The 25,022-nt window shown below is 71.2% G+C and carries 22 protein-coding genes and 2 pseudogenes; 6 read left to right on the top strand and 18 right to left on the bottom strand.

Features of this window, described 5'->3' with window-relative positions:
• Positions 1-172: 172 nt before the first annotated feature.
• Positions 173-1,291 carry a glycerate kinase gene (locus tag ABZ396_RS19020; protein ID WP_358927067.1) on the bottom strand — a complete coding sequence of 373 codons (1,119 nt, stop codon included), beginning with the start codon at positions 1,289-1,291 and terminating at the stop codon, positions 173-175.
• 159 nt (positions 1,292-1,450) lie between these two features.
• Here ABZ396_RS19020 and ABZ396_RS19015 point away from each other — a divergent pair, with 159 nt between their 5' ends.
• The 3 genes from ABZ396_RS19015 to ABZ396_RS19005 are packed head-to-tail and all read left to right on the top strand — an operon-like array spanning position 1,451 to position 3,840.
• A complete protein-coding gene (locus tag ABZ396_RS19015) occupies positions 1,451-2,560 on the top strand; it encodes an ADP-ribosylglycohydrolase family protein (protein WP_358927064.1) in 1,110 nt (369 codons plus the stop codon).
• Positions 2,557-3,051 carry an NUDIX hydrolase gene (locus tag ABZ396_RS19010; protein WP_358927065.1) on the top strand — a complete coding sequence of 165 codons (495 nt, stop codon included), beginning with the start codon at positions 2,557-2,559 and terminating at the stop codon, positions 3,049-3,051. The genes ABZ396_RS19015 and ABZ396_RS19010 overlap by 4 nt, the downstream gene beginning before the upstream one ends.
• Before the next feature lie 60 nt (positions 3,052-3,111).
• A complete protein-coding gene (locus ABZ396_RS19005) occupies positions 3,112-3,840 on the top strand; it encodes a Sir2 family NAD-dependent protein deacetylase (RefSeq protein WP_358927066.1) in 729 nt (242 codons plus the stop codon).
• Between the two features lie 173 nt (positions 3,841-4,013).
• Here the strand turns inward: ABZ396_RS19005 and ABZ396_RS19000 are convergent, their stop codons facing one another.
• Both ABZ396_RS19000 and ABZ396_RS18995 read right to left on the bottom strand, forming a co-directional pair.
• Complete coding sequence (locus tag ABZ396_RS19000) at positions 4,014-4,550, bottom strand: methylated-DNA--[protein]-cysteine S-methyltransferase (protein ID WP_358921039.1); 537 nt, start codon at positions 4,548-4,550, stop codon at positions 4,014-4,016.
• 10 nt (positions 4,551-4,560) lie between these two features.
• A complete protein-coding gene (locus ABZ396_RS18995) occupies positions 4,561-6,039 on the bottom strand; it encodes an AlkA N-terminal domain-containing protein (protein ID WP_358921037.1) in 1,479 nt (492 codons plus the stop codon).
• A 90-nt stretch (positions 6,040-6,129) separates the two neighbouring features.
• Between ABZ396_RS18995 and ABZ396_RS18990 the strand changes: the two genes are divergently transcribed.
• Positions 6,130-6,615 carry a substrate-binding domain-containing protein gene (locus ABZ396_RS18990; protein WP_358921035.1) on the top strand — a complete coding sequence of 162 codons (486 nt, stop codon included), beginning with the start codon at positions 6,130-6,132 and terminating at the stop codon, positions 6,613-6,615.
• Between the two features lie 10 nt (positions 6,616-6,625).
• Here the strand turns inward: ABZ396_RS18990 and ABZ396_RS18985 are convergent, their stop codons facing one another.
• The 7 genes and pseudogenes from ABZ396_RS18985 to ABZ396_RS18955 all read right to left on the bottom strand — a co-directional run bounded on the left by ABZ396_RS18985 (position 6,626) and on the right by ABZ396_RS18955 (position 14,014).
• Positions 6,626-7,135, bottom strand: a complete 510-nt coding sequence (locus tag ABZ396_RS18985) for an O-acetyl-ADP-ribose deacetylase (protein WP_358921033.1) — start codon at positions 7,133-7,135, stop codon at positions 6,626-6,628.
• Positions 7,132-8,541 carry an NAD(P)/FAD-dependent oxidoreductase gene (locus tag ABZ396_RS18980; RefSeq protein ID WP_358921031.1) on the bottom strand — a complete coding sequence of 470 codons (1,410 nt, stop codon included), beginning with the start codon at positions 8,539-8,541 and terminating at the stop codon, positions 7,132-7,134. The genes ABZ396_RS18985 and ABZ396_RS18980 overlap by 4 nt, the downstream gene beginning before the upstream one ends.
• Before the next feature lie 85 nt (positions 8,542-8,626).
• Positions 8,627-9,475, bottom strand: a complete 849-nt coding sequence (locus ABZ396_RS18975) for an inositol monophosphatase family protein (protein WP_358921029.1) — start codon at positions 9,473-9,475, stop codon at positions 8,627-8,629.
• Between the two features lie 150 nt (positions 9,476-9,625).
• Entirely contained in the window at positions 9,626-11,428 is a 1,803-nt protein-coding gene (locus ABZ396_RS18970) for a gamma-glutamyltransferase (RefSeq protein ID WP_358921027.1), read from the bottom strand.
• A 48-nt stretch (positions 11,429-11,476) separates the two neighbouring features.
• Positions 11,477-11,638: pseudogene (locus tag ABZ396_RS18965) on the bottom strand (site-specific integrase); the annotation flags it as partial.
• 63 nt (positions 11,639-11,701) lie between these two features.
• Positions 11,702-13,402, bottom strand: coding sequence for an LCP family protein (locus ABZ396_RS18960; protein ID WP_358921025.1), 1,701 nt, complete (start codon positions 13,400-13,402; stop codon positions 11,702-11,704).
• Between the two features lie 249 nt (positions 13,403-13,651).
• Entirely contained in the window at positions 13,652-14,014 is a 363-nt protein-coding gene (locus ABZ396_RS18955; protein ID WP_358921023.1) for a metalloregulator ArsR/SmtB family transcription factor, read from the bottom strand.
• A 236-nt stretch (positions 14,015-14,250) separates the two neighbouring features.
• Between ABZ396_RS18955 and ABZ396_RS18950 the strand changes: the two genes are divergently transcribed.
• Positions 14,251-14,529 (top strand): GlsB/YeaQ/YmgE family stress response membrane protein, encoded by a 279-nt coding sequence (locus ABZ396_RS18950; RefSeq protein ID WP_358921021.1) that lies wholly within the window; start codon positions 14,251-14,253, stop codon positions 14,527-14,529.
• 237 nt (positions 14,530-14,766) lie between these two features.
• A complete protein-coding gene (locus ABZ396_RS18945) occupies positions 14,767-15,447 on the top strand; it encodes a hypothetical protein (protein ID WP_358921019.1) in 681 nt (226 codons plus the stop codon).
• A 58-nt stretch (positions 15,448-15,505) separates the two neighbouring features.
• Here the strand turns inward: ABZ396_RS18945 and ABZ396_RS18940 are convergent.
• From ABZ396_RS18940 to ABZ396_RS18905, 8 genes and pseudogenes are all read right to left on the bottom strand, one after another.
• A pseudogene (locus ABZ396_RS18940) lies at positions 15,506-15,781 on the bottom strand (zinc ribbon domain-containing protein); the annotation flags it as partial.
• Positions 15,782-15,827: 46 nt separating this feature from the next.
• On the bottom strand, positions 15,828-17,348 hold the full coding sequence (locus ABZ396_RS18935; RefSeq protein ID WP_358921017.1) for an NCS1 family nucleobase:cation symporter-1: 1,521 nt from the start codon (positions 17,346-17,348) through the stop codon (positions 15,828-15,830).
• A 134-nt stretch (positions 17,349-17,482) separates the two neighbouring features.
• The gene (locus ABZ396_RS18930; protein WP_358921015.1) at positions 17,483-18,505 is read right to left on the bottom strand and encodes a TIGR03842 family LLM class F420-dependent oxidoreductase; all 1,023 of its coding nucleotides are present in this window, start codon (positions 18,503-18,505) and stop codon (positions 17,483-17,485) included.
• Positions 18,506-18,516: 11 nt separating this feature from the next.
• Complete coding sequence (gene hydA / locus ABZ396_RS18925; RefSeq protein ID WP_358921013.1) at positions 18,517-19,920, bottom strand: dihydropyrimidinase; 1,404 nt, start codon at positions 19,918-19,920, stop codon at positions 18,517-18,519.
• 34 nt (positions 19,921-19,954) lie between these two features.
• Entirely contained in the window at positions 19,955-20,797 is an 843-nt protein-coding gene (locus ABZ396_RS18920; RefSeq protein ID WP_358921011.1) for a nitrilase-related carbon-nitrogen hydrolase, read from the bottom strand.
• Between the two features lie 332 nt (positions 20,798-21,129).
• Positions 21,130-22,710: a PucR family transcriptional regulator ligand-binding domain-containing protein gene (locus ABZ396_RS18915; RefSeq protein WP_358921009.1), complete on the bottom strand. Its 1,581-nt coding sequence runs from the start codon at positions 22,708-22,710 to the stop codon at positions 21,130-21,132.
• A gap of 120 nt (positions 22,711-22,830) precedes the next feature.
• The gene (locus ABZ396_RS18910) at positions 22,831-24,114 is read right to left on the bottom strand and encodes an aspartate aminotransferase family protein (protein ID WP_358921007.1); all 1,284 of its coding nucleotides are present in this window, start codon (positions 24,112-24,114) and stop codon (positions 22,831-22,833) included.
• Complete coding sequence (locus ABZ396_RS18905; RefSeq protein ID WP_358921005.1) at positions 24,111-24,953, bottom strand: nitrilase-related carbon-nitrogen hydrolase; 843 nt, start codon at positions 24,951-24,953, stop codon at positions 24,111-24,113. The genes ABZ396_RS18910 and ABZ396_RS18905 overlap by 4 nt, the downstream gene beginning before the upstream one ends.
• Between the last annotated feature and the right edge of the window lie 69 nt (positions 24,954-25,022).

Here is a 25,022-nt window from a genome sequence, read left to right as displayed (position 1 = left end):
TTTCACCGGTTGTTTGGGGTTGTGGGGTGGCCCGCCGACTAACGGTAGGGGGGGGGGGGGTGCGCCCCCGGACCGAGCTCGAGCTCGGTCCGGGGCCCTCCGCCGTATCCACCACCCGACTCGGTGGGCCGGGGGTTCTGTCTCGGCCGGGCGAGCGGGTGGGCGTGCCGTCTCAGGCCAGGAAGTCCCGGGCGATCTGTTCGGCGACCCGCTCCAGGATCGGCCCCGCGTCGGCGATGCACTTCACCACGTCCGGCTCCACAGCCGTCAGCGGATACGCCCGCCGGATCCCGGCCCGGCCGAGCGCCGCCGGCGGCAGGGCGAGCCGGCCGCACACCGCCACGACCTCCTTGCCGGCCGCACGCGCGGCCGCGGCCACCCCGGCCGGCGCCTTCCCGTGCAGCGTCTGCTCGTCCAGCGAACCCTCGCCGGTGATGACCAGTGACACCCGCTCCAGAGCGGGCGCGAAGCCGAGGACGTCGAGCATGACCTCGATGCCGGCCCGGAAGCGCGCGCCGAGCAGCAGCGCGCCGTATCCGATGCCACCGGCGGCTCCCGCGCCCGGCGACCCGGCGTACTCCACGGCGCGGGGGCCCACCTCGGCCTCCAGGACCTTCGCGAAGTTGCCCAGCGCGGCCTCGAGCGTCTCGACGTCGTCCGGCGAGGCACCCTTCTGCGGGCCGTAGACGGCCGGCGCACCCTTCGGGCCCGTCAGCGGGTTGTCGACGTCGCTGGCGAGGATCAGGTCGACGGAGGACAGACGCGGGTCCAGGCCGGACAGGTCCGCGCGGGCCAGGTCGGCGAGGCCGCCGCCGCCCGGCGGGACCGGTTCGCCGTCCTCGTCCAGGAACCGCGCCCCGAGTGCCGACAGCATGCCGGCACCACCGTCGGTCGTAGCACTGCCTCCGACACCGAAGACGATCGTGCGCGCACCCGCGTCCAGCGCGGCCCGCAGCAGCTCTCCGGAGCCGTACGTGGAGGCCGTCAGCGGCGCGAAGACACCGGACGGCAGCCGCTGCAGGCCACTGGCCTCGGCCATCTCCACGACCGCGGTGTCGCCGCGCAGCGCGAACGCGGCGGTGACCGCCTGCCCCAGCGGCCCGGCGACCTGCCTTTCGTGCCGTTCGAAGCCGGCCGCGACGGCCGCGGCCACCGTGCCGTCCCCGCCGTCCGCGACGGGCAGCGCCTCCACCTCCACGCCGGGCACGACCCGCCTGAGCCCCGCAGTGACCCGCTCGGCGACCTCCACGGCCGTCAGCGAGCCCTTGAACTTGTCCGCGGCGATGAGCACGCGCTGTGTCACCTGTATCCCCTTGCTCTCCGGGCCTCGCGCACGTCAAGGCCAGTCGCGCCGCTGTGACCTTAACCGGAGGACACCCTCGCCGTCATTCCCCGACCGAAGCCTGGGAAAGGGCTGGGAACCACCTGGGAAAGCGGGTAGACCACAGCCATGAGCAATCTGGGGCCCGAGTTCGCCGACGGTGTGCTCGCCGACCGTGTGCTCGGCGGCTGGCTCGGCCGGATCGCGGGCAACATGCTCGGCAAACCGGTCGAGCGGGGCGACCTGTGGACCCGGGAACGCATCGACGGCTATCTGCGGCGGGCCGCCGCCCTGCCGCTCACGGACTACCTCCCCGAGCCCGCCGACGAGAGCGACGCCCTCGCGCTGCGCCCCGAGTGGCGCCAGTGCGTACGCGGCCGTATCCGCGGCAGCTGCCGCGACGACGACGTCGACTACGCGATCCTCGGCCTTGACCTCCTGGAGACCCACGGTTTCGGTTTCAGCACCGAGCAGGTCGGCGAGCTGTGGCTGCTGAGGCTGCCGTACCTCCAGACCTTCACGGCGGAACGGGCCGCCTACCGCAACCTCACGGGCGGCCTGAAGCCGCCCCTCACCGCCACCTGCGACAACCCGTACCAGGAGTGGATCGGCGCCCTGATCCGCGCCGACATCTTCGGCTGGACCTGCCCGGACGACCCGCGGCGGGCAGCGGCCCTGGCCCGCCGGGACGCGGTGCTGTCCCATTCCGGGAACGGGGTGTACGGCGCGATGTGGGCGGCGGCGCTGATCTCGGCGGCGTTCACCGCGCCGACCGTGCGGCAGGCGATCGACACCGCGCTCACCGTCGTACCGGCGAGCTGCCGTCTGGCCCGGACCGTACGCCGGGTGGTGTCGCTGCACGAGACCCGGCTGGGCTGGGAGGAGACCCTCGCCACCGTCTGCGCCGAGACCGCGGGCCTCGGCTGGATCCACACCGTCCCGAACGCGGCCGTGCTCACCGCCGGGCTGCTCTACGGCGACGGCGACTTCACCCGGACCGTCGCCCTCACCGTGCGCGGCGGCCTGGACACCGACTCCAACGGCGCGACGGCGGGCTCCGTGGCCGGGGTGCTGACCGGCGCGGCGGCCATCCCGGAGCAGTGGAAGGACCCTCTGGAGGACACGGTCCGCAGCGCCGTCTTCGGTTTCGACGGGGCCCGCATCAGCGACTTGGCGGAGCGCACCGTGCGGCTCGCCCGGACCAGCACCGAGCCCGCGCTGGTTACCCTTCCTGAGTGACCACGACTGACGCCTACGCCGCGTACATCGCGAGCCTCCCCCGGATCCTCGCCGGGGCGGCCGCGCTCTTCCGGGACGCCGAGGGACGGGTGCTGCTCGTCGAGCCCAACTACCGGGAGGGCTGGGCACTGCCGGGCGGGACCGTCGAGTCCGACGACGGGGAGACCCCCCGCCAGGGCGCCCGCCGGGAGACCCTGGAGGAGATCGGCCTGGACCGCGAGATGGGCCGGCTGCTCGCGGTGGACTGGGTGCACGGCACGGGCCGGCCGCCGATCGTCGCCTACCTCTATGACGGGGGTGTCGTCACCGACGCCGACCTCAAGGCGATCCGGCTCCAGGAGGAGGAACTGCTGTCCTGGCGGCTGGTCCCTCGCGCCGAACTCACCGCGTACCTGCCGGGCGCTCTGGGCCGCCGTGTGCTGGCCGCGCTGGACGTGCTGGACGAGGGCGCGGGCACCGCGGAACTGGAGAACGGCGACCGCGTCGGGTGATACCGGGGACAGGCGATATCCGCTCGCCCGCCGCGCCCGGCCCGCCCTACCCTCGAACGCATGACCAAGCCCCTCGTCGCCATCCTCAGCGGCGCCGGCATCTCGACCGACTCCGGAATCCCCGACTACCGCGGCCCGAACGGTCTGTGGCGCAGGGACCCCGAGGCCGAGAAGCTCGTGACCTACGACTACTACATGGGCGACCCGGAGATCCGGCGCCGATCCTGGCAGATGCGGCGCAAGAACCGGACGCTGAAGGCCGAGCCGAACGCCGCCCATCGCTCCGTCGCCGAGCTGGACAGGTCCGGGATCCCGGTGCGGGTCATCACGCAGAACGTGGACGGGCTGCACCAGCTCGCCGGGATACCCGCCCGCAAGGTGCTCGAACTGCACGGCTCGGCACGCAGTGTGGTGTGCACCAAGTGCCAGGCGCGTGGGCCGATGGTGGACGCGATCGCCCGCGTCGAGGCCGGCGAGGACGATCCGTTGTGCCTGGAGTGCGGTGGAATCCTCAAGTCCGCGACCGTCATGTTCGGCGAGCGCCTCGACCCGGTCGTCCTCGGCGAGGCCCTCGCCATCAGCAAGGCCTGCACCGTGTTCATCGCCGTCGGCAGCAGCCTCCAGGTGCAGCCCGCCGCCGGGCTCGCCGGTGTGGCCGCCGACCACGGCGCCCGGCTGGTCATCGTCAACGCCGAGCCGACGCCGTACGACGACCGCGCCGACGAGATCGTCCGCGAGCCGATCGGCACCGCGCTGCCGAAGCTGCTCGCGGAGCTGCGGGCCGGCTAGGGCCTGTTGCGAAAGTCCCGTCGTCTGCCCGGAGGGCGGGCCCCGCGGCGTCCGGTGCGTGCTCTCGGGGTGCCGGGTGCAAGCCCTCGTACTGGACGTACTTGGGTTTGTGCCCGGTGCGGCGAGAGTGCGTGCCGGGCGTCGCGGGGCAGGCGGGACTTTCGCAACAGGCCCTAGCGGCCTGCCGGACGCCGTGAAACGCGAGGTGGACGCGCGTTGCACGCCGGCGGGAAGAGGCCCGCGCCCCGCTCGAAGTCCAGCAGGCGCTGCTTGCGGGGCAGGCCGCCGCCGTAGCCGGTGAGGCCGCCACCGGCGCCGATCACGCGGTGACAGGGGACGATGATGCCGATGGGGTTCTTGCCGTTGGCGAGGCCGACCGCGCGGGAGGCCCGCGGGTTGCCGAGGGCGTCGGCGAGTTCGCCGTAGGTGCGGGTCTCGCCGTACGGGATCCTTGTCAGCTGGTCCCAGACACTGCGCTGGAACGGGGTTCCGTTCAGGCGCAGTTCGACGGTGAACTCCTTCAACTCGCCCGCGAAGTAGGCGGAGAGCTGTTCCTCGGTCTCGGCGAAGAGGTCGTCGTCGCGGTCACCGAAGGTCTCCTCGTGCGGACGGTGGCGCTGGGCCTCCATGTAGAGGCCGCAGAGTGTGCCGTTCTCGGCGACCAGGGTGAGGGGGCCGTACGGGCTGTCGGTGACGGTGTGGTTCTTCACGACAAGATCCTTACACGGGAAGGAAGTTGATCGGGTGACTGTCGGTCGCCCACAGGTACTGCACCGCGTAGGCCCGCCAGGGGCGCCAGGCCGCCGCGCGTGCGGTGAGGGCGGCCGGGGTACTGGGCAGGCCCAGCTCTTGGGCGGCGCGGCGGATTCCGAGGTCGGTGGGGAGGAAGGCGTCGGGGTCGCCGAGGGCGCGCATGGCGATGACGTCGACGGTCCAGGGGCCGAAGCCGGGGAGTTCGAGAAGCTTGGCGCGGGCCTGCGCCCAGTCGCTCTCCACACCCAAGTGGATTGTGCCGTCGGCGAGTTGTCCGACCAGGGTGGTGAAGGTGGTACGGCGGGTGCGGGGCATCGCCAGGGCCTCGGGCGCCACCTCCGCGAGCGCCCCTGGGGACGGGAAGAGGTGGGTGAGTCCGCCCTCGGGGTCGTCCACCGCGGTGCCGTGGGCGGTCACCAGCCGGGCCGCGTGGGTACGGGCGGCGGCCGTGGAGACCTGCTGGCCGAGCACGGCACGGACGGCGAACTCCGCCTCGTCGACGGTGCGGGGGACCCGCCGGCCGGGCGCCTTGTCCACCAGCGGAGCCAGGAAGGGGTCCGTACGCAGCTGGTCGTCGACCGCGACCGGGTCGGCGTCAAGGTCGAGCATCCGCCGGCAGCGGGTGATGGCGACGGGCAGGTCCCGCAGATCGCTGAGGGTGAGCCGGCAGGCGATGTGGTCAGGCTGCGGGGTGAGGGCCACGATGCCATGGCCGTAGGGCAGCCGCAGGGTCCGCCGGTAGGCGCCGTCCCGCCATTCCTCGACGCCGGGTACGGCGGTGGCCGCGAGGTGGCCGAAGAGGTTGTCCGGGTTGAGGGGGGCGCGGAAGGGCAGCCGGAGGTGGAGCACGCCCGGGGCGAGATGTGCCGAGCGCGGGCGGCGGTTGCGCAGGTCGCTCGGGGACAGCGCGAAGACCTCGCGGACGGTGTCGTTGAAGGTGCGGATCGAGGAGAAGCCGGCCGCGAAGGCGATCTCCGCCATCGGCAGTGCGGTCGTCTCGATCAGCAGGCGGGCGGTCTGGGCGCGTTGGGCCCGGGCGAGGGCCAGCGGGCCGGCGCCGAGTTCGGCGAGGAGCTGGCGTTCGACCTGCCGGGGGCTGTACCCGAGGCGGGCGGCGAGGCCGGGCACGCCCTCGCGGTCCACGACTCCGTCGGCGATCAGCCGCATGGCGCGGGCGACCAGGTCGGCGCGCTGGTTCCACTCCGGGGAGCCGGGGCTGGTGTCGGGGCGGCAGCGTTTGCACGCCCGGAAGCCGGCCTGCTGGCAGGCGGCCGCACTCGGGTAGAACGTCATGTTCTCGGGCTTGGGCGGAACCACCGGGCAGCTGGGCCGGCAGTAGATGCGGGTGGTCAGCACGGCCGTGAAGAACCAGCCGTCGAACCGTGCATCCTTCGACTGCACGGCCCGTACACAGTGCTCGCGGTCGAGGTTCGTCCCTTTCTGCATGCATCCAGCATCGGCCATCGACCGGACCCGCCGCTGGCGGAAATCCGACACGTACGTGAACGGACCTGCGGCCACGACCGCCTCGGGCACGTGCGCCAGCACCCGCCTCTGGGCGCATGCGCCGAGAGCGCCGACTCTCGGGTCCTGGCCACCCGGGCAGAGGAGGACTCGGCGCTGGCCCGGGCCCGGCGGCGGTTCGCCGAGCACACCGTGCACAGCCTCGGCCTGCCGCCCCTGGTCCCGGTCACGGTGCCCCGCCCGAGGCAGGCGGGCACCGGCGCGGTCGCCGGCCTGCGCGAGGCCCGCCCCGACGTCACCGCGGTCGCCGCCTTCGACGACGACCTCGCCCTGCGCACCCTGACCGCCCTGCAGGACCTGGGCCTGGCCGCCCCCGGCGACCTGGCGGTGATCGGCTACGACGACACCGAGTACGGCGAGCTGAGCACGCCCGCCCTGACCACCGTGCACATCGACGCGGAGGCCCATGGCCGGCTGGCCGCGCGCACCGCGCTGGGGCTGGACTCGGCGGGGCTGGTGCCGGTGCCGGCGCGGATCATCGTGCGGGACTCGGTGTGAGGACCCGCTCTCAGGTCAGCTGAGCGGCGAACGCCTCGTAGGCCCGCTCGTCGAAGAGGACGAACCGGACCTCCTCGACGGCCGTGTCCGCGTCCCGGACCGTCGCCACGGCGATACGGGCGCCGTCGTCCAGCGGCCAGCCGTAGATCCCGGTGGAGATGGCGGGGAACGCGACCGTGCGGGCGCCGAGTTCGTCGGCGCGCTTCAGGGACTCGCGGTAGCAGGAGGCCAGGAGTTCGGAGCGGTCCTCGCTCCGGGAGTGGACGGGGCCGACGGTGTGGATGACCCACTGGGCGTCGAGTTCGCCGGCCGTGGTGGCCACCGCCTGTCCGGTGGGCAGGCCCGTGCCGTAGTGCCCGGCGCGGAGCTTGCGGCACCCTTCGAGGATCGCCGGGCCGCCGCGCCGGTGGATGGCGCCGTCGACGCCTCCGCCGCCGAGCAGGGAGGAGTTGGCCGCGTTGACGATCGCGTCGGCGGTCTGCCGGGTGATGTCGCCCTGGGCGAGGGTGATGCGGGTCATGACTGTCTCAGCCTCCTCCACACGGCCTTGGCGGCGTTGTGCCCCGACATGCCGTGTACGCCCGGACCGGGCGGGGTGGCCGACGAGCAGATGAAGACGGCCGGGTGCGGGGTGTCGTAAGGGAACAGGGACACCTTGGGGCGCAGCAGTGTCTGCAGGCCGGAGACCGCGCCGGTACCGATGTCGCCGCCGACGTAGTTGGCGTTGCGCGCGGCGAGTTCGGCGGGTCCGGCGGCGGCACGGGCCAGGACGCGGTCGCGGAACCCCGGGGCGAAACGCTCCAGTTGACGCTCCATCACATCGGTGAGGTCGCCGGTCCAGCCGCTCGGCACATGGGCGTACGCCCAGAAGACCGCCTTGCCCTCGGGAGCCCGGGACGGGTCCACGACACCGGGCTGCACGGTGATCATGAACGGCCGGTCGGGGGCGCGGCCCTCGCGGGAGGCGGCGCGCAGGGCGGCGCCGATCTCCGCGCTGTCCGCGCCGATCTGCACGGTCCCGGCGCGGCGGGCTTCCGGGGCTGTCCAGGGGACCGGTCCGTCCAGCGCATAGTCGATCTTGAAGACTCCGGGGCCGTAGCGGAAGCCCTGGTAGTAGTTGCCGAGGCCGGCGATGCGGGCGAGCGCGGTCGGTGAGGTGTCGAAGATGTACGACCGCGCGGGCGGCAGGTCGTCGAGGCGCTTGACCTCGTAGTCGGTGTGGATCGCGCCGCCGAGGTCCTTGAGATATGCGGCGAGGGCGTCGGAGATGGCCTGGGAGCCGCCCCGGGCCATCGGCCAGCCACGGGCGTGTGCGGCGAGCGCGAAGACCAGGCCGATGGCGCCGGTAGCGAAGCCGTTGAGCGGGGCCATGACATGGGCGACAAGGCCTGCGAACAGCGTTCTGGCCCGTTCGTCGCGGAAGCGGCGCAGCAGCAGGGTGGCGGGCGGCAGCCCGACCAGGCCGAAGCGGGCGAGGGTGACCGGGTCGCGCGGCAGCGCGGTCAGCGGCAGGGACATGAAGTCCCGGGCCAGGGTGTCCCACTTGGGCAGGAACGGCTGGACCAGCCTGCGGTAGGTGCCCGCGTCGCGCGGTCCGAAGGAGGCCGCCGTCTCGGCCACGGACCGGGCCAGCACGGCCGCGCTACCGTCCGGGAACGGGTGTGCCATCGGCAGCTCGGGGTGCAGCCACTCCAGGCCGTAGCGTTCCAGGGGCAGGGCGCGGAACGCGGGCGAGTTCACGCCGAGCGGGTGCGCCGCGGAGCACGGGTCGTGCCGGAAGCCGGGCAGCGTGAGTTCCTCGGTGCGGGCACCGCCGCCCACGGTGTCCCGCGCCTCGAAGACGGCGACGGAGAAGCCCCGCCGGGCCAGCTCCACGGCGGCCGTCAGACCGTTCGGCCCCGCCCCCACCACGACCGCATCGAGCATCGACGGCACCTTCGGACCCCTTCGTCAGCCGATTGGCCACTCGGGTTCAGGATATGCCGGAGGACTGACACACCACCCGTCCGGGTTACCAGTGCGGGTTCCGCAGCAGGTCCACCAACCGGTGGGCGGTGGCCGCGTCGCGGGCCGCGGTGAACGGCAGGGCGTTGTCGCCCGTGATCCGGAACGGCTCGCCCGCGATCGTGAGGTGGGCGCCGCCCGCCTCCTCGACCAGCAGGAGCCCGGCCGCGTGGTCCCAGGCGGCCTCCCAGGAGAACGCCGTGGCGTCCAACTCGCCCCGGGCGACGGCGAGATACTCCAGGCCCGCCGAGCCGCAGGCGCGCGGGGCGACGCCGTCGACCCACAGGGCGAACAGCGCGCGCTTCTGCGCGTCGGTCGTGTAGTCCGGGTGGGAGGTGGCGATCCGGAGGTCCCTGCCCTCCACGGGCGGCCCGGCGTGCAGCCGCACGCCGTCCAGGAAGGCGCCCTTCCCCCGTACCGCCGTGGCCAGTTGGCCGCGGGCCGGGGCGTAGGTCCAGGAGGCGAGCAGGACGCCCCGGTGGGCGAGCGCGACCAGCGTGCAGAAGCCGTCCTCGCCGCGGACGAACTGGCGGGTGCCGTCGACCGGGTCGACTATCCACACCGGCGCGTCGCCCTGGAGCGCCTCGTATGTCTCCGGGTCCGCGTGCACCGCCTCTTCGCCGACCACGACGGACCCCGGCAGCAGGGCGCCGAGCGCCCCGGTGAGGTACCGCTCGGCGAGCCGGTCGGCGTCCGTCACCAGGTCGTGCGGCCCGCTCTTCTGGTCGACCTCGTGGTCGGCGAGCCGGCGCCAGCGGGGCAGGATCTCGGTCCGGGCGGCCTTGCGGATGGCGTCCTCGACGTCACCGGCGTGCTGAAGGAGAAACTCGTCGATGGTCTCCGTTGCTTCGATCATGCCTCCATGAGAGCACGCGTCGCTGACAATCCCCGCCGGTCAGATGCACGGCACATGGAATCCGGACGAACAGCCGGTTCCGGTGCCGGGGAGGTCATCGACTGCTCAGCCCGCCGTCAGATCACCGTGACCCGCGCCATGTCCTGATGGTCAGCGCCCCACCGCGTAACCCTGCATCCCGCGCGGGTTCGCCCCCGCCGACAGCAGCCCGGTCTCCGGGTCCCGGGCCACCGCGCACAGCCGCCCCTCCGACCAGCCCGGCCCGACTGTCACGTCATGGCCGCGCCGCCGCAGCTCCGCCACCACCCCGGCGTCCGTCCGCGACTCGACGGTCACGCTTCCGGGGCGGCGCCCGCGCGGGTAGAAGGAGCTGGGGAAGCTGTCGTTGTGCCAGTTCGGGGCGTCGATCGCGCCTTGGAGGTCGAGGCCGCCGCGCACCTCGCCGCGCAGCGCGACGGCGAGGAAGAAGTGCAGCTGCCACTGGTCCTGCTGGTCGCCGCCGGGCGTGCCGAAGGCCAGCACCGGGACCCCGTCGCGCAGGGCGACCGACGGGGTGAGCGTGGTGCGGGGGCGCCGCCCGGGGGTGAGGGAGTTCGGCAGGCCCTCCTCCAGCCAGGCCATCTGGAGCCGGGTGCCCAGTGGGAAGCCCAGCTCGGGGACGACGGGGTTGGACTGGAGCCAGCCGCCGCTCGGCGTCGCCGCGATCATGTTGCCCCAGCGGTCGACGACGTCCAGATGGCAGGTGTCGCCCCGGGTGGTGCCGTCGGCGGCGACGTCCGCGACCGTCGGCTCACCGGCGCCCAGCGGGTCGAAGGCGGTGTCCGGCCGGGTCTCCACGCACGCGTACGCGGGCAGCCGGGGCACTCGTCCGCCGGGGCTGCCCGGCCGCAGCTCCGCGGAGGCCTTGGCGCCGATCAGGCCCCGCCGCTCGGCGTTGTACGCGTCCGAGAGCAGCTCGGCCAGCGGCACCTCGGCCGCGTCCCCGTACCAGGCCTCGCGGTCGGCCATGGCGAGCTTGCAGCCCTCGATCAGGAGGTGCACGTAGTCGGCGGAGCCATATCCGGGCAGCTCGGACAGCCCGGGCGGCAGCAGGGCCAGCTGCTGGAGGAAGGCCGGCCCCTGGCTCCAGGGGCCCGCCTTGCACACCGTCCAGCCGTTCCAGTCGTACGACACCGGGGTCTCGTAGCTCGCGGACCAGCCGGCCAGGTCGGCGGCGGTGAGGGTGCCGGTGTGCCGCTCTCCGCTGGTGTCCATGGTGGGGCGGGCGGCCTGCCGGACCAGGGCCTCGGCGATGAAGCCGGTGCGCCACACCTCGCGGGCCGCGTCGATCCGCGCCTCCCGGTCCCCGGCGCCCGCGGTCTCGGCGAGCAGCCGCTTCCAGGTGGCGGCGAGGGCGGGGTTCCGGAACAGCTCGCCGGGGCGGGGCTCGCGGCCGCCGGGCAGGTAGAGCCCCGCCGACGAGGTCCACTCGCTCTCGAACAGCTCCCGCACGCTCGCCACGGTCGCGCCGACGTTCTCCACGGGCGGGTGCCCGTGCTCGGCGTATCCGATGGCGTACGCGAGGATCTCGTCGAGCGGCTTGGTGCCGTGGTCGCGCAGCAGGAGCAGCCAGGCGTCGAAGGCGCCGGGGACGGCCGCGGCCAGCGGGCCGGTGCCGGGGACGAGGTCCAGGCCGAGGCCCCGGTAGTGGGCGACTGTGGCGCCGGCCGGGGCCACGCCCTGCCCGCACAGCACGCGCACCTCGCCTCCGGCCGGGGCGAGCAGGATCGGCACCTCACCGGCGGGCCCGTTGAGGTGCGGCTCGACCACGTGCAGGACGAACGCGCCCGCCACGGCCGCGTCGTACGCGTTGCCGCCGTTCTCCAGGACCGCCATCGCCGACTGGGAGGCCAGCCAGTGCGTGGACGACACCATGCCGAAGGTGCCCTGGAGGGTCGGTCGGGTCGTGAACACAGGCCTCTCACCTCGCTGTTTACGTGTATCGGCCAGGATGGCGGGCGCTCAGGACGGGTCCTGGGGAGAATCTCGGGAGTTTGCGCCAGAGGTCTCATTCTCCCGCTCCCCCAGAAGGCTATCGATCGCCCTGCGTCCCTTCTTCCCCGCCGCAGGCATGAAGTGGGCGTAGTGGTCGAGGGTGATGGTCGGCGGCGAGTGCCCCAGCCAGCCGGTACCCCTCCGAAACACGAACCCCTGCTCACCCGTCCTCGTCGGGCCGGTCGCTGCCCGTCACCCGTCCGAGTCGGGCTTGCCGCTCGCCGCCGCGTACGCCTGGGCCGGTGTCATCGCGACCCCGTTGAGGCTGACCGTCTTGTAGGGGCTGGCCTTGGCGCAGGTCTTGGAGTCGTCGGCGGTCGAGGCGTTGGCGTTGGAGACGGCGGCCTTGGTGTCGCCGGAGCTGGCCGGATAGCTGGTGCCGCTCGTCCAGTCGCTGCCGATGATCAGGGTGACGCCGGTCCCGGTGCCCTGCTTGATGTGCGAGCTGGGCACGTCCAGGGCCTTGGCGACGGTCTGCGCCTCGGCCTTGTCGCCGCTCCCGTAGGTCACGGTGGTCGTGGTCGCGGAGCTAGGGGCGTTGGCCGTGGTGGTACCGGTGTTGAAGCCCTGCGAGATCAGCGAGGTCGCGATCGCGGAGGCGCGGCCCGTGATGTCGGTACCGTTCTCGACGGTCACGGCGATCTGGGAGGCGGGTACGGCCGAGGCGGTGGCCTTCGGTTTCGCGGTGGCCGAGGCGGCCGCCGACTTCTTGCCCGAACTCGTGGTCAGCGACTGGTCGTTGGCCATGGTGGCGAACAGGTCCTTGGCACCCGATCCCACCACCACACGGTTGCTGTTGGTGGGGTCGGGGGCGGTCTGCATCGTGGTGAAGGTCATCCGCTTGGTGGGGACCTTGTTCACGTCGGCCGCGAGCGAGATCAGCTTGTTGACGCTGCCGAGGCCGTCGTCCACGGTGAGCGCCTTGGTGGCGGAGTCCGCGAGTTTGTACACGGCCGTGGGGTCGGTGAGCGTGCCCGCGCTCTTGAACTTGCGGATCATCGCGCTGAGGAAGATGTGCTGGGAGACGGTACGGCCGAGGTCGCTGCCGTCGCCGAAGCCGTGCCGGGAGCGGACGAACTCCAGCGCGGCCTCGCCCTTGAGGGTGTGGGTGCCCTTGGACAGCTTCAGGTGCGAGTAGGTGTCGTACACGTCGCCGCTGACGCACACGGAGACACCGCCGACCGCGTCGGACATCTTGACCACGCCGGAGAAGTCCAGCTTCACGAAGTGGTCGATGGGGATGCCGGTGAGCTGGTGGATGGTGGCGACCTGGCAGGCGGGCCCGTACTCGAGGGCGCTGTTGGCCTGGCCGAAGTAGCCGGAGGTGGACTGGCCGCTCGAACTGCCCTTGCAGGCGGGCACGTTGACCATGGTGTCGCGGGGGATGCTCATGACCGTGGCGTTGGAGCGGTCCGCGGATATGTGGACGACCATCTCCACGTCCGCGTTGCCGTTGCCGCTCTGTACGCCGGTCGTCTTGCAGCCGCCGCCGAGTTTGCAGTCCTCGGAGCTGGTACGGCCGTCCGAGCCGATCACCAGGATGTTGATCGGGGTCCGGCCGAACGCGTCGGCCTTCTCGGAGCCGCCCTTGCCGTCCAGGGAGACGCTGTTGATGTTGCCGTTCAGGTGCTGGTAGAACCACCAGCCCGCGCCGGCCGTGACCAGGAGCAGGACGGACGTGCACAGGCCGACGATCTTCAGCACCCGTTTGCCGCGGCCCGCCGGCTTCGCCCGCCGGCCTCCCCTGCCCCCGCGGGATCTCGCCGCCTGCCGGGCCGCGGCCCGGCCACCGGTCGGGCGCGTCCCGTCAGGCAGGGCACCGCGCTGTCCCGGCACCCGGTCGGTGCGGCTCCGCGTGGCCTGGCCCCCGGGGCCGTCCCACGGGTCGGTCATGTTCCACTCCCATGAACGGGTCGGGCCCGGGGACAGTACGGCCGTCCCGTACGCGGCGGTGTACGGGCAGGCGTGAGGTGGGCCCATTTGGGTTGCGTGATTGCGCAATCTAACAAACCCACAGCCCGAGCAGCACAGACCCCACCCGAATTCACAGGTGAGTGATCTCATGGAAACGCCTGGGCACCCCGTGGAACCTCGGGGGCGCCTCCGCCGTCGGGGGCCGCGTCCCGGTCCGTTCCGGAACCCTCAGACCCCGGCCTCACGCAACCGGCGCACCGGCGCCGGGACTTGGTGCAAGCGCACGGTAAGCTGGCCGAGGGTCACCCGGACGACGGTCACGATGTCCGGATCGTCCACGTAGTAGATCTGCCGTCGTCCCTCCCGGCGGGAGCGCACCAGACCGGCGAGCTTGAGCTTCGCCAGGTGCTGGCTGACCGCGGGCAGGGCGCCGCCGACGCGGTCGGCGAGGCGTGTCACGTCGCTCTCGCCCTGGGACAGCGCCCACATGATGTGCAGCCGGGCCGGCGAGGCGAGCAGCCCGAACACCGCGGCCGCCTCCGTCAGCACCCCGTCGGGGGGGTCCGTGAAGCCACCCATGTCCTCCGCCACAGTCCGCTCCCTCCCCTCACAGTCGCCGCACATCAGCGCACTCAGTGTAGGCGGGTGATCACCGGCTCCCTACGGCCTCCTCGCAAAGTCCGCCACGTGTTCCCGGCATTGTCATGAGCGGGTGACAGATCATCGACGGCTCGACGTCAGGCGCCGCCGGCGCCCCCCGCCGTTCATAAGCTTGCGCAACAAGGCAACTCAACAGGGCAACACCCCGTACTGGGAGGACAACGAACGTGGGCATCGTCGGCTGGATCATCCTCGGCCTCCTCGCCGGAGCCATCGCCAAGATCCTGCTGCCCGGCCGGGACCCGGGCGGCCTGATCGGCACCACCCTCATCGGCATCGCGGGGGCCTTCGTCGGCGGCTGGCTCTCCACCCGCTTCCTCGACCGCCCGGTGGAGAAGCACTTCTTCGACCTCTACACCTGGGGGGCCGCGATCGCCGGCTCCCTGGTCCTCCTCATCGGCTACCGCCTGCTGTTCGGCAACTCGCGCGACCGCGCGCGGCGGTGACTCCGGTCACCTTCCGGAGCCCGATGCAGTTCACGACATTCCGGAAGTACGGGGACCGCGGCCACGCGACATTCCGGATGTACGGGGACGGCTCGCGGACCATGTCAACAGGGCGTGAACGCCTGCCGCACAGGCAAGGCACCGATTCCACTTCCACCCCACAGGGACTCGTGTGACACTGGCGTCCCGTCCGCAGTGTGGACATCTCTGCACACCGTCCCCCATGAGAAGTGCGACTTGCGTTCTCTACCACTGCCACTCGCCCTCACCGCGCGTCTGACGCCGGTCGCCGTGCTCGCCTGTGCGGGCTGGGCGATGGCGTCGGGTCCGGACAAGACGTCCACCACCGCCTCCGGTGCCACCTCGACCCAGCAGACGGCCGGTCAGTCTGCGAGCGACTCCCCGTCCTCGTCCGCGACGTCGACGGCGGCCACGAAGACGTACGCCGCCGCGCCGGCGCCCTGCGGCAGCGTCCCCGTGGACACCATCAAGTCACTGGTGCCGGGCGCGAAGACGGCCGGCAAGGAGATCCCCTCCACGGACACCAAGCTGCGCCGCACCTGCTCCTGGAACGCGCTCAAGGGCTACGACTACCGCTGGCTCGACGTCTCCTTCGAGATCATGGACACGGACGCGGCGGCGGCGAAGGAGTACAAGGACCGGGTCGCCGAGAAGAGCGGCGGCGGGGCCGTGCCGGGGCTGGGTGACAGCGGCTACTCCGTCGTCAACCTCACCACCCAGGACAAGCAGCAGACCCGTGAGGGCGTGGTGATGGCCCAGGTCTCCAACGCGCTGGTGGTCGTCACGTACAACGGCAGCGACTTCGAGAGCAAGAAGGCGCCGGACACGGCCGAGATCAACAAGGGCGCCATCAAGGCGGCGAAGAGCGCGGTGACCGCGTTGAAGGGCAGCCATTGACATGCTCCTCGCCCCGAAGGGCGAGGATTCTGGCCTTCCTTGACTGGTTGCTGTGCCGCTACGCGGCACGGTTTCCGGTCGGGAATCCGTAGCTTCCTGTTTCTTCACGCTGTGCCGGGATTGCTCCCGGTCTTACCGGCGCTCCGCAGGCCGATACCGCCAGTCCGGCGGCCCGTTTCACGTTGATCGCGGCGTTGGTGTCCCGGTCGTGGACGGTGCCGCAGGCGGTACAGGTCCACTCCCGCACATTCAGGGGTTTGGGTCCGTCCACGGCACCGCAGGTGGAACAGGTCTGGGAGGCCGGTGTGAACCGGCCGATCTTCACCAGGGTGCGGCAACGAATGAATCCCAGTAGCCACGGCCCCGGCCGCCCTTCGCACTCAGGCCTTCTTGGACCGTGTCAGCAGGGTCAGCCCCAGATACAGCACCAGGGACGTGCCGAGGCCGACCGCCCAGCCGTAGTCGGCGAGCGAGGACAGCGCCGGGATCGGGCGGCCGTCGATCAGCGGTTTCAAGCTGGCGCCGCCGATGGCGAGGATGCCGCCGGCGAGGAAGGCGACGACCGCCCGCCAGTTCCAGCCGCCGTCGTACCAGTAGCGGCCGCCCGTGCGGTACAGGTCGGTCAGGTCGAGGCGGGTGCGGCGCAGCAGCCAGTAGTCGGCGATGAGGATGCCGGCGACCGTGCCGAGCAGACCGCCGACCAGGCCGAGCCAGGTGAAGATGTAGCCCTGCGGGTCGGAGTACAGCTTCCACGGAAAGATCAGCACTCCGAGCACACAGGTGATCAGGGCGCCGGTGCGGAAACTGATCTTCCGGGGCGCGATGTTGGAGAAGTCGAACGACGGTGACACCAGGTTGGCCGCGATGTTCACGGACAGGGTCGCGACGAGGACGGTGACCAGGGCGTAGAGCAGTCCGACCACGTTGTCCGTCTTGGCGGCCAGCTGGACCGGGTCCCAGATCGGCTCGCCGTACACGGCCTGGGAACCGGAGGTCACCAGGACCGAGAGGAAGGCGAACAGGGTCATCGTGGTCGGCAGGCCGAGGGCCTGGCCCCGGGTCTGCGCCTTCTGGCTCCTGCCGTACCGGGTGAAGTCAGGGATGTTCAGGCTCAGGGTGGACCAGAAGCCGATCATTCCCATCAACGAGGGCCAGAACAGCTTCCAGAAGTGGCCGCCCCAGCCGAGCTTGGAGGGCTGGTCGAAGAGCGGGCCGAGACCGCCGGCCTTGTTGCTCATCCAGATCAGCATCACGACCGCTCCGACGATCACGAAGGGCGCGGCCCAGTTCTCGAAGCGGCGGATGGTCTCCATGCCGCGGTAGATGATGGCGACCTGGAGCACCCAGAAGATCGCGAACGACAGCCACATGGTCCAGGCGTAGCCGCCGATGTGCGAGGCGTTCGCCCAGCTGTCGCCGATGAGCTTGCCGGCGAGGAAGTAGATGGCCTCGCCGCCGATCCAGGTCTGGATGCCGAACCAGCCGCAGGCCACCAACGCCCGTACGACAGCGGGGAGGTTGGCGCCGCGCACGCCGAAGCTGGCGCGGGCGAAGACCGGGAAGGGGATGCCGTACTTCGGCCCGGCGTGCCCGGTGAGCAGCATCGGCACCAGGACGATCAGGTTGGCCAGGGCGATGGTGAACACGGCCTGTTTCCAGTCCATGCCGACGGCGATCAGCCCGGAGGCCAGGGTCCACGACGCCGTGTTGTGGGCCATACCGACCCAGAGCGCGGAGAAGTTGTACGTGGTCCACGTGCGCTTTTGGACGGGGACCGGCAGCAGGTCCTCGTTGGCGTACGGACCGGTCGGCGGCGGGGAGCCCGGGGTGAGCTCGACGCGCCCGTCGGAGGTGGTGACTTGGCCGGACGGCGGTATGGCCGTGGGAGCGGTATCGGTCATGAGCAGGCCAATCGGGATGAGACGGGACGGGAGAAAGGCCGTGCGGGTGGCGTCGAGGGGGGATGTGAGCGGGGGACGGGGGTGCCCCCCTTCCCGGGACGGCGGGAAGGGGGAGATCAACTGGCCTGTGGGGTTCAGCCGTTGACGGCCGGGATGACCTTGCTTCCGTACGCGTCGATGGTGGCCTCCTGCGCGTCGTGCATGTCGTAGACGGCGAACTGGTCGACGCCCAGCTCGCGCAGCGCGTTCAGCTTCTCGATGTGCTTCTCCGCCGGTCCGAGGACGCAGAAGCGGTCGACGATCTCGTCGGGTACGAACTGGGTGTCGGGGTTGCCGCTGCGCCCGTGGTGCGAGTAGTCGTACCCCTGGCGGGCCTTGATGTAGTCGGTGAGTTCCTCGGGGACCTGGGCGGAGTGCTCGCCGTACTTGGCGACCAGGTCGGCGACGTGGTTGCCGACCATACCGCCGAACCAGCGGCACTGGTCGCGGGCGTGCGCCAGGGCCTCGGGCGAGTCGTCCTCGGTGACATAGGCCGGGGCGGCGACGCAGATGGTCACCTCGGACGGGTCACGTCCGGCGGCGGCCGCCGCCTCCTTCACCGCCTTGACCATGTACTCGGTGAGGTAGAGGTCGGAGAGCTGGAGGATGAACCCGTCGGCCTCCTCTCCGGTCATCTTCAGGGCCTTGGGGCCGTACGCGGCCATCCAGACGGGGAGTTGGGCGTCCGGCTTGGTCCACGGGAACCTGATCGCCGTGCCGTCGCCCAGGTCGGCCTCGCCCCCGCTGCCGAGGGCGCGGATGACCCTCATGGCCTCGCTGATCCGGGCGAGGGTGTTGGGCTTGCGCCCGGCCACCCGCATCGCGGAGTCGCCGCGGCCGATGCCGCAGACGGTGCGGTTGCCGAACATGTCGTTGAGGGTGGCGAAGGTGGAGGCGGTGACCTCCCAGGTGCGGGTGCCCGGGTTGGTGACCATCGGCCCGACCGTCAACTTCGTGGTGTTGGCGAGGATCTGACTGTAGATCACGAAGGGTTCCTGCCAGAGCACGGCGGAGTCGAAGGTCCAGCCGTGGCTGAAACCGTTGCGTTCGGCCCGCTTCATCAGGCTGATGACGCGGGAGGCCGGCGGGTCGGTCTGCAGGACGAGTCCGAAGTCCATGGGCGCCACTCCTAGTTGAGGTACTGACAGGTGGAGCGCGGGGTGTAGACGCCGTGCCCGGCGTGTCCGGTGTACTCCCGCTCGGTGATGACGGGTTCGCCGCGCGAGAGGACGGTCTCGACCCGGCCGGTGAGCCGCTTTCCTTCGTACGCCGAGTAGTCCACGTTCATGTGGTGGGTCTCGGCGGAGACGACCTGCTCGGCGTGCGGGTCGTAGATGACGACATCGGCGTCGGCACCCGGGGTGATGGTGCCCTTCTTCGGATACATCCCGAACATCCGGGCCGGGGTGGCGCAGGCGATCTCGATCCAGCGGCGGCGCGAGATGTGCCCGTCGACGACGGCCTGGTGGAGCAGGTCCATGCGGTTCTCGACGCCCGGAAGGCCGTTGGGGATCTTCGAGAAGTCCCCGCGGCCCAGCTCCTTCTGACCCACGAAGCAGAAGGGGCAGTGGTCGGTGGAGACCACCTGGAGGTCATTGGTGCGCAGGCCCTGCCAGAGTTTTGCCTGGTGTTCCTTGGGGCGAAGCGGCGTGCTGCACACGTACTTGGCGCCCTCGAAGTCCGGCTCGGCGAGGTTGTCGGTCGACAGGAACAGATACTGCGGGCAGGTCTCGCCGAAGACGGGCAGCCCCTCGTCCCGGGCGCGCGCCAGCTCGGCCACTGCCTCCATGGCCGAGACGTGCACGACGTACAGGGGTGCGCCGGCGACCTGCGCGAGCTTGATGGCGCGGTGGGTGGCCTCGGCTTCCAGCAGGGCCTTGCGCACGTCCCCGTGGTACCGGGGGTCGGTCTCGCCGCGGGCCAGTGCCTGCTCCACCAGCACGTCGATGGCGATGCCGTTCTCGGCGTGCATCATGATCAGGCCGCCGTTCTCGGCGGAGCGCTGCATGGCGCGCAGGATCTGCCCGTCGTCGGAGTAGAAGACGCCCGGGTAGGCCATGAACTGTTTGAAGGAGGTCACTCCCTCCTCGACCAGCAGGTCCATCTCCTTGAGTGTCTCCTGGTTCACATCGGAGACGATCATGTGGAAGCCGTAGTCGATCGCGCAGTTGCCCTCGGCCTTGGCGTGCCAGGCGTCGAGTCCCTCGCGCAGGCCGTGTCCGACGCTCTGCACGGCGAAGTCGACGATGGTCGTCGTACCGCCCCAGGCGGCGGCCCGGGTGCCGGTCTCGAAGGTGTCGGAGGCGAAGGTGCCGCCGAACGGCAGCTCCATATGGGTGTGGGCGTCGACACCGCCCGGGATGACGTACCTGCCGGTGGCGTCGATGGTCCGCTCGGCGGTGAAGGCCTCGGCGGCGGGGGTTGCGGAGGTGGCGAGGGCGGCGATGCGGCCGTCCTCGATCAGGATGTCGGCGTGGATCTCGTCGGACGCGGTGATGACGAGTCCGCCGCGGATGACGGTACGGCTGCTCATTCTCCCTCTCCTGCCGTGCTCGACACTGGTGGGGTTACGGGGCGGTGATCGGGGCGTACGCGTCGGGGCGGCGGTCCCGGAAGAACTGCCAGCGGTCGCGGACCTCGCGCAGCTTGGCCAGGTCCAGGTCGCGGACGACCAGTTCGGTCTCCTTGTCGGAGGCCACCTCGCCGGCGAACTGGCCCTCCGGGTCCACGAAGTAGGAGGTCCCGTAGAAGTCGTTGTCGCCCAGGTCCTCCACGCCGACGCGGTTGATCGCACCGACGAAGTACTCGTTGGCCACGGCCGCGGCCGGCTGCTCCAACTGCCAGAGGTAGCGGGAGAGTCCGCGCGAGGTGGCCGACGGGTTGAAGACGATCTCGGCACCGCCGAGGCCCAGCGCCCGCCAGCCCTCCGGGAAGTGCCGGTCGTAGCAGATGTAGACGCCGATCTTCCCGACGGCGGTCTCGAAGACGGGCCAGCCGGCGTTCCCCGGACGGAAGTAGAACTTCTCCCAGAACCCCGGAACTTGGGGGATGTGGTGCTTGCGGTACTTGCCGAGGTACGAGCCGTCCGCGTCGATCACGGCCGCGGTGTTGTAGAGGACGCCGGGCTGCTCTTCCTCGTACACCGGCAGGATCAGGACCAGGCCCAGTTCCCTGGCGAGGGCCTGGAAGCGCTGGACGACCGGGCCGTCCGGTACCTGCTCGGCGTACTCGTAGAACGCCTTGTCCTGGACCTGGCAGAAGTAGGGGCCGTAGAACAGTTCCTGGAAGCACAGGACCTGGGCGCCCTGCGCGGCCGCGTCGCGGGCCGCCTGCTCGTGGACCTGGATCATCGACTCCTTGTCGCCGGTCCAGGCGGTCTGGAACAGGGCGGCACGAATCACTCGGCTCATCGGGACCTCCGGTCGCTCGGTGTGCTGGGGCGGGCGTCGAAAGTGCCGTCGTCCGCCCGGAGGGCGGGCCCTGCGGCGTCCGGTGCGTGCTGTCGGTGTGCCGCGCGCAAGCCCACGTACCGGACGTACTTGGGCTTGCGCGCGGTGCGGCGAGAGTGCGTGCTGGGCGTCGCGGGGCAGACGGCATTTTCGACGCCCGCCCCAGGAGCCTAGAAAGTCCGAAAGCGGGCTTTGAGTGCCATCGTGTCACGTCTGCGGGTGCTCCGCGTGTCACCGTGTCACGCGGTCGTCGGCTCATGTTTCACCGCCGTTTTCCCTGGTCGTCGCATGTTTCACCCCTGTTGCGCGTCATGTGCGAGGAGCGCGATGTGCACGGAGGCCGCCTGTTCGAAGTCGTCGAGGTCGACGCCGAGCCGGGCCTGTATCGCCTCCAGACGGCGGTACAGCGCGGGCCGCGAGACGTGATGCAGCTGGGCGGTGCGGGACTTGTTGCGCCCGGTGGCCAGGTACGTCCGCAGAACGCTCAGCAGGTCCTGGTCGACGCCTTTTCCGCAGAGCATTCCATCCAGCTCGCGCTCGGCGAAGGACTGGACGTGCGGGTCGTCGCGGAGCAGCCGGACCAGGCCCCGCAGGTGTACATCCTTGAGCCGTACGACGGGTGGAAGGTCGAGAACGGCCGAGGAGTCGGCGACGGCGTCGGCCACGTGCTGGGCCTCGCGCAGGCCGGCGGGCACATCGTCCCAGGCGGTACGAGGCCCCGCGGCGGCGACCACCGCCTGGGGCTCCGTCGACTCACCGTGCAGCCGCACGGCGAAGTGCGTGGCGAGGGCGTCGGCCTGCTGGTCGCGGGCTAGGCTGAGAAGGACGGCGGTGACGCGTTCGGTGAGTTCGGCGACCAGTCCGGGAAGGCCCAACAGGCGGAGGATCCGCTCCAGTTGGGCCGGTTCGGCGTCCCGTACGACGAGGGGGACGAAGGTCCGCCGGTTGACCGGCAGTCCGGCCGCCCGCGCCCTGGGCAGCAACTGCCGTGCCGGTACGACCCCGGAGACCAGGTCGGTCAGCAGGCTCTGCGCGGACTGCTCCTCCCAGCTGTGGGCCGAGCCGCCGCCGAGCATGCGGTGCAGGACGAGGGCCTCGGCGCCGCGGTCGGCGAGCAGCCGCCCGGTGGCGGTGTCGCCGCGGTACCCGCAGAGCATGATCTGCCCCCACCGCTCCCCGCGTCCGCCCAGCTCGGCGCGGATCCAGCCGTCGCCCTCGCTGCCGCCGGCCTGCCGGGCGATGCGCTCCCAGTCGCGCAGCACGTCGTCCACGGCCGACCGCTCCCCCGCGGTGGCGAGGACCCGGTGCGCGAGGTTGGTGACGACGACCGGGCAGGCGCTGTGCAGGGCGACCTCGTCGAGGAGGCGTTGCAGGGGGGCACCGGCCGTGATGAGACCGGTGAGGGCGGTCCGGACCGACTCGGAGAGGCTGACGGCGGCGAACTTCCGCCGTACGAGCCGGGACTGGACCTCCTCCGTCAGCTCGGCGAAGGGGAAGGGGCGGTGCATCACCACCAGGGGAAGGCCGCAGCGGTCCGCTGCGCGGCGCATGGCGTCGGGTGGGGCCGGGAAGGCCCGGCCGAGGCCGAGGACGACCGCGGCGGCCTCGGCGCGGTGCAGGGACTGGATGTACTCGGCCTGTTTGTGCTCGTCGCCGGCGAGCAGGACGCCGGTGGTGAGGACCATCTCGCCGCCGGTGAGCATGACGCCGACGTCGGGTGCCTCGGCGACGTGCACCCAGCGCACGGGGCGGTCGAGGTGGGCGGTGCCGGCGACCACCTCGGGGTCGCCGGCCAGGACCCGTTCCAGGGAGAGGATCTGACGGACCGACAGTATGGGCTCTGTGCTGTTCGGGGGATCCCAGGTGGCGGTCATCTTGCGTGGTCCCTTGGTCGGGTGCGGTGCGTTCGGAAACCGCCGGTGCGTTGTGGCTGGTCGCGCCCGCACGGCGGTAGCCGCATGTCCGCTACAGCTCCGCGCCCCTTACGGAGCGCCTCAGTAGGCGCTTCTCAGCGCCTGCTCCAGGATGGTCGCGCCCTCTTCCGCCTCCGCCACCGTCAGGGACAGCGGCGGGGCGATGCGCAGCGCGCTCGTGTTGTGGCCGCCGCCCTTGCCGATCAGGAGGCCGCCCTCGCGAGCCGCCTCCAGGACCGCCGAGGCCGACTTGGGGTCGGCCTCGTCCGTGCCGGGCTTGACCAGTTCGACGCCGATCATCAGGCCGCGGCCCCGGACCTCCCGTACGCCCGGCAGCTGGGCGGCGACCGCGCGGAGGCGTTCGATGAGGAGGCCTCCTACCCGGCGGGCGTTGCCCTGGAGGTCGTGGTCCAGGAGATACGCCAGGTTGGCGAGGCCCGCCGCCATGGTGATCTGGGTGCCGCCGAAGGTCGAGATACTGTTGGAGTCCAGGCAGTTCATGATCTCGGAGCGGGCGATCACCCCGCCGATGGACATGCCGTTGCCGATCCCCTTGGCGAAGGTGACGATGTCCGGCGGGCCGCTCTGGGCGTGCGCCTGCCAGCCCCAGAAGTGCTCACCGGTGCGGCCCCAGCCGGTCTGTACCTCGTCGGCGATCCAGAGGATGCCCTGCTCCTGGAGGACCTTGCGGAAGGCCGCGTACAGCCCGTCGGGCGGGGAGGTGAAGCCGCCGACGCCCTGGATGGCCTCGGCGATCAGCGCGGCCGGCGGCCGGGTGTGGCCGAGGAGGTCGCGCAGGTCGTCGACGCAGGCCGCGATGAAGTCACGGTCGTTCAGCTCGGCGAACGGGCCGCGGGTGCGGACGCCGCCGTGGACGTACAGCGTCTGGAGCGGGGACAGCGAGGTCGGGGACCAGCCCTTGTTGCCGGTGATGCCGACGGCGCTGAAGGAGCGGCCGTGGTAGCTGTTGCGCATCGCCAGGATCGTGTTGGTCCGGCGGTATGTCGTGGCGAGCAGCAGTGCGGTGTCGTTGGCCTCGGTGCCGGAGGTGGTGAAGAAGACCCGGGCGTCCGGGATGCCGCTCAAGTGGGCGACACGTTCGGCCAGTTCGACCATGGGGCGGTTGAGGTAGAGCGTGGAGGAGTGGATGATCCGGCCGGCCTGCTCGCTCACCGCCTTGGTCACCTCGGGGAGCGCGTGCGCGGTCATCGTGGTGAGGATGCCGCCGAAGAAGTCGAGGTAGCGGTTGCCGTCCGCGTCCCAGACGTGGCGGCCCTCGCCGTGCGTGATCTCGAGGGGCTCGTCGTAGTAGAGGGCCAGCCAGTCAGGCAGGACCTGGCGGTGGCGGGCGAAGAGGTCGTTCACGGCTGTACCAGCCCTTCGTAGGCGTCGGGACGGCGGTCGCGGTAGAAGGCCCACTGCTGCCGTACTTCTTCGATCAGGTCGAAGTCGAGGTCACGGACGACGAGTTCCTCGCTCTTGTCGCTCGCGACCTCCCCCACGAACTGCCCACGTGGATCGACGAAATAGCTCGTCCCGTAGAAGTCGTTGTCCCCGTACTCCTCCTTGCCCACCCGGTTGATGGCGGCGACGAAGTACTCGTTGGCGACGGCGGCCGCGGGCTGCTCCAACTGCCAGAGGTAGGCCGACAGACCGCGCGAGGTGGCCGACGGGTTGAAGACCAGCTGGGCGCCGTTGAGGCCGAGTTGCCGCCAGCCCTCCGGGAAGTGGCGGTCGTAGCAGATGTACACGCCGACCTTGCCGACGGCGGTGTCGAAGACCGGCCAGCCGGCGTTCCCGGGCTTGAAGTAGTACTTCTCCCAGAAGCCCTTGACCTGCGGGATGTGGTGCTTGCGGTACTTGCCGAGCACGGTCCCGTCGGCGTCGATCACGACGGCGGTGTTGTAGTAGAAGCCGGACTGCTCGACCTCGAAGACCGGGACGACGATCACCATGCCGGTCTCGCGGGCGAGTTCCCGCATACGGCGCGTGGTCGGGCCGTCGGGGACGGGTTCGGCCCAGCGGTAGTGCTCGGGTTCCTGGACCTGGCAGAAGTAGGGGGCGTTGAAGACTTCCTGAAATCCGATGATCTTCGCACCCTGGCGGGCCGCCTCGCGGGCGTACACCTCGTGTTTCGCCACCATGGACTCGGTGTCGCCGGTCCAGGTGGCCTGGACCAGAGCGGCGCGTACGACGTTGGCCATGAGCTGCTCCTTCTACGCCCGTAGAGGGTCGAAAGTAAGCCTCCTCGAAGTCCTTGCCAAGACCATCGT

This window comes from Streptomyces sp. NPDC005866 (assembly GCF_040629895.1).
Lineage (GTDB): Bacteria > Actinomycetota > Actinomycetes > Streptomycetales > Streptomycetaceae > Streptomyces.
The sequence above is the reverse complement of the archived record's forward strand: the minus strand, read 5'-3'. Positions and strand labels throughout refer to the sequence as shown.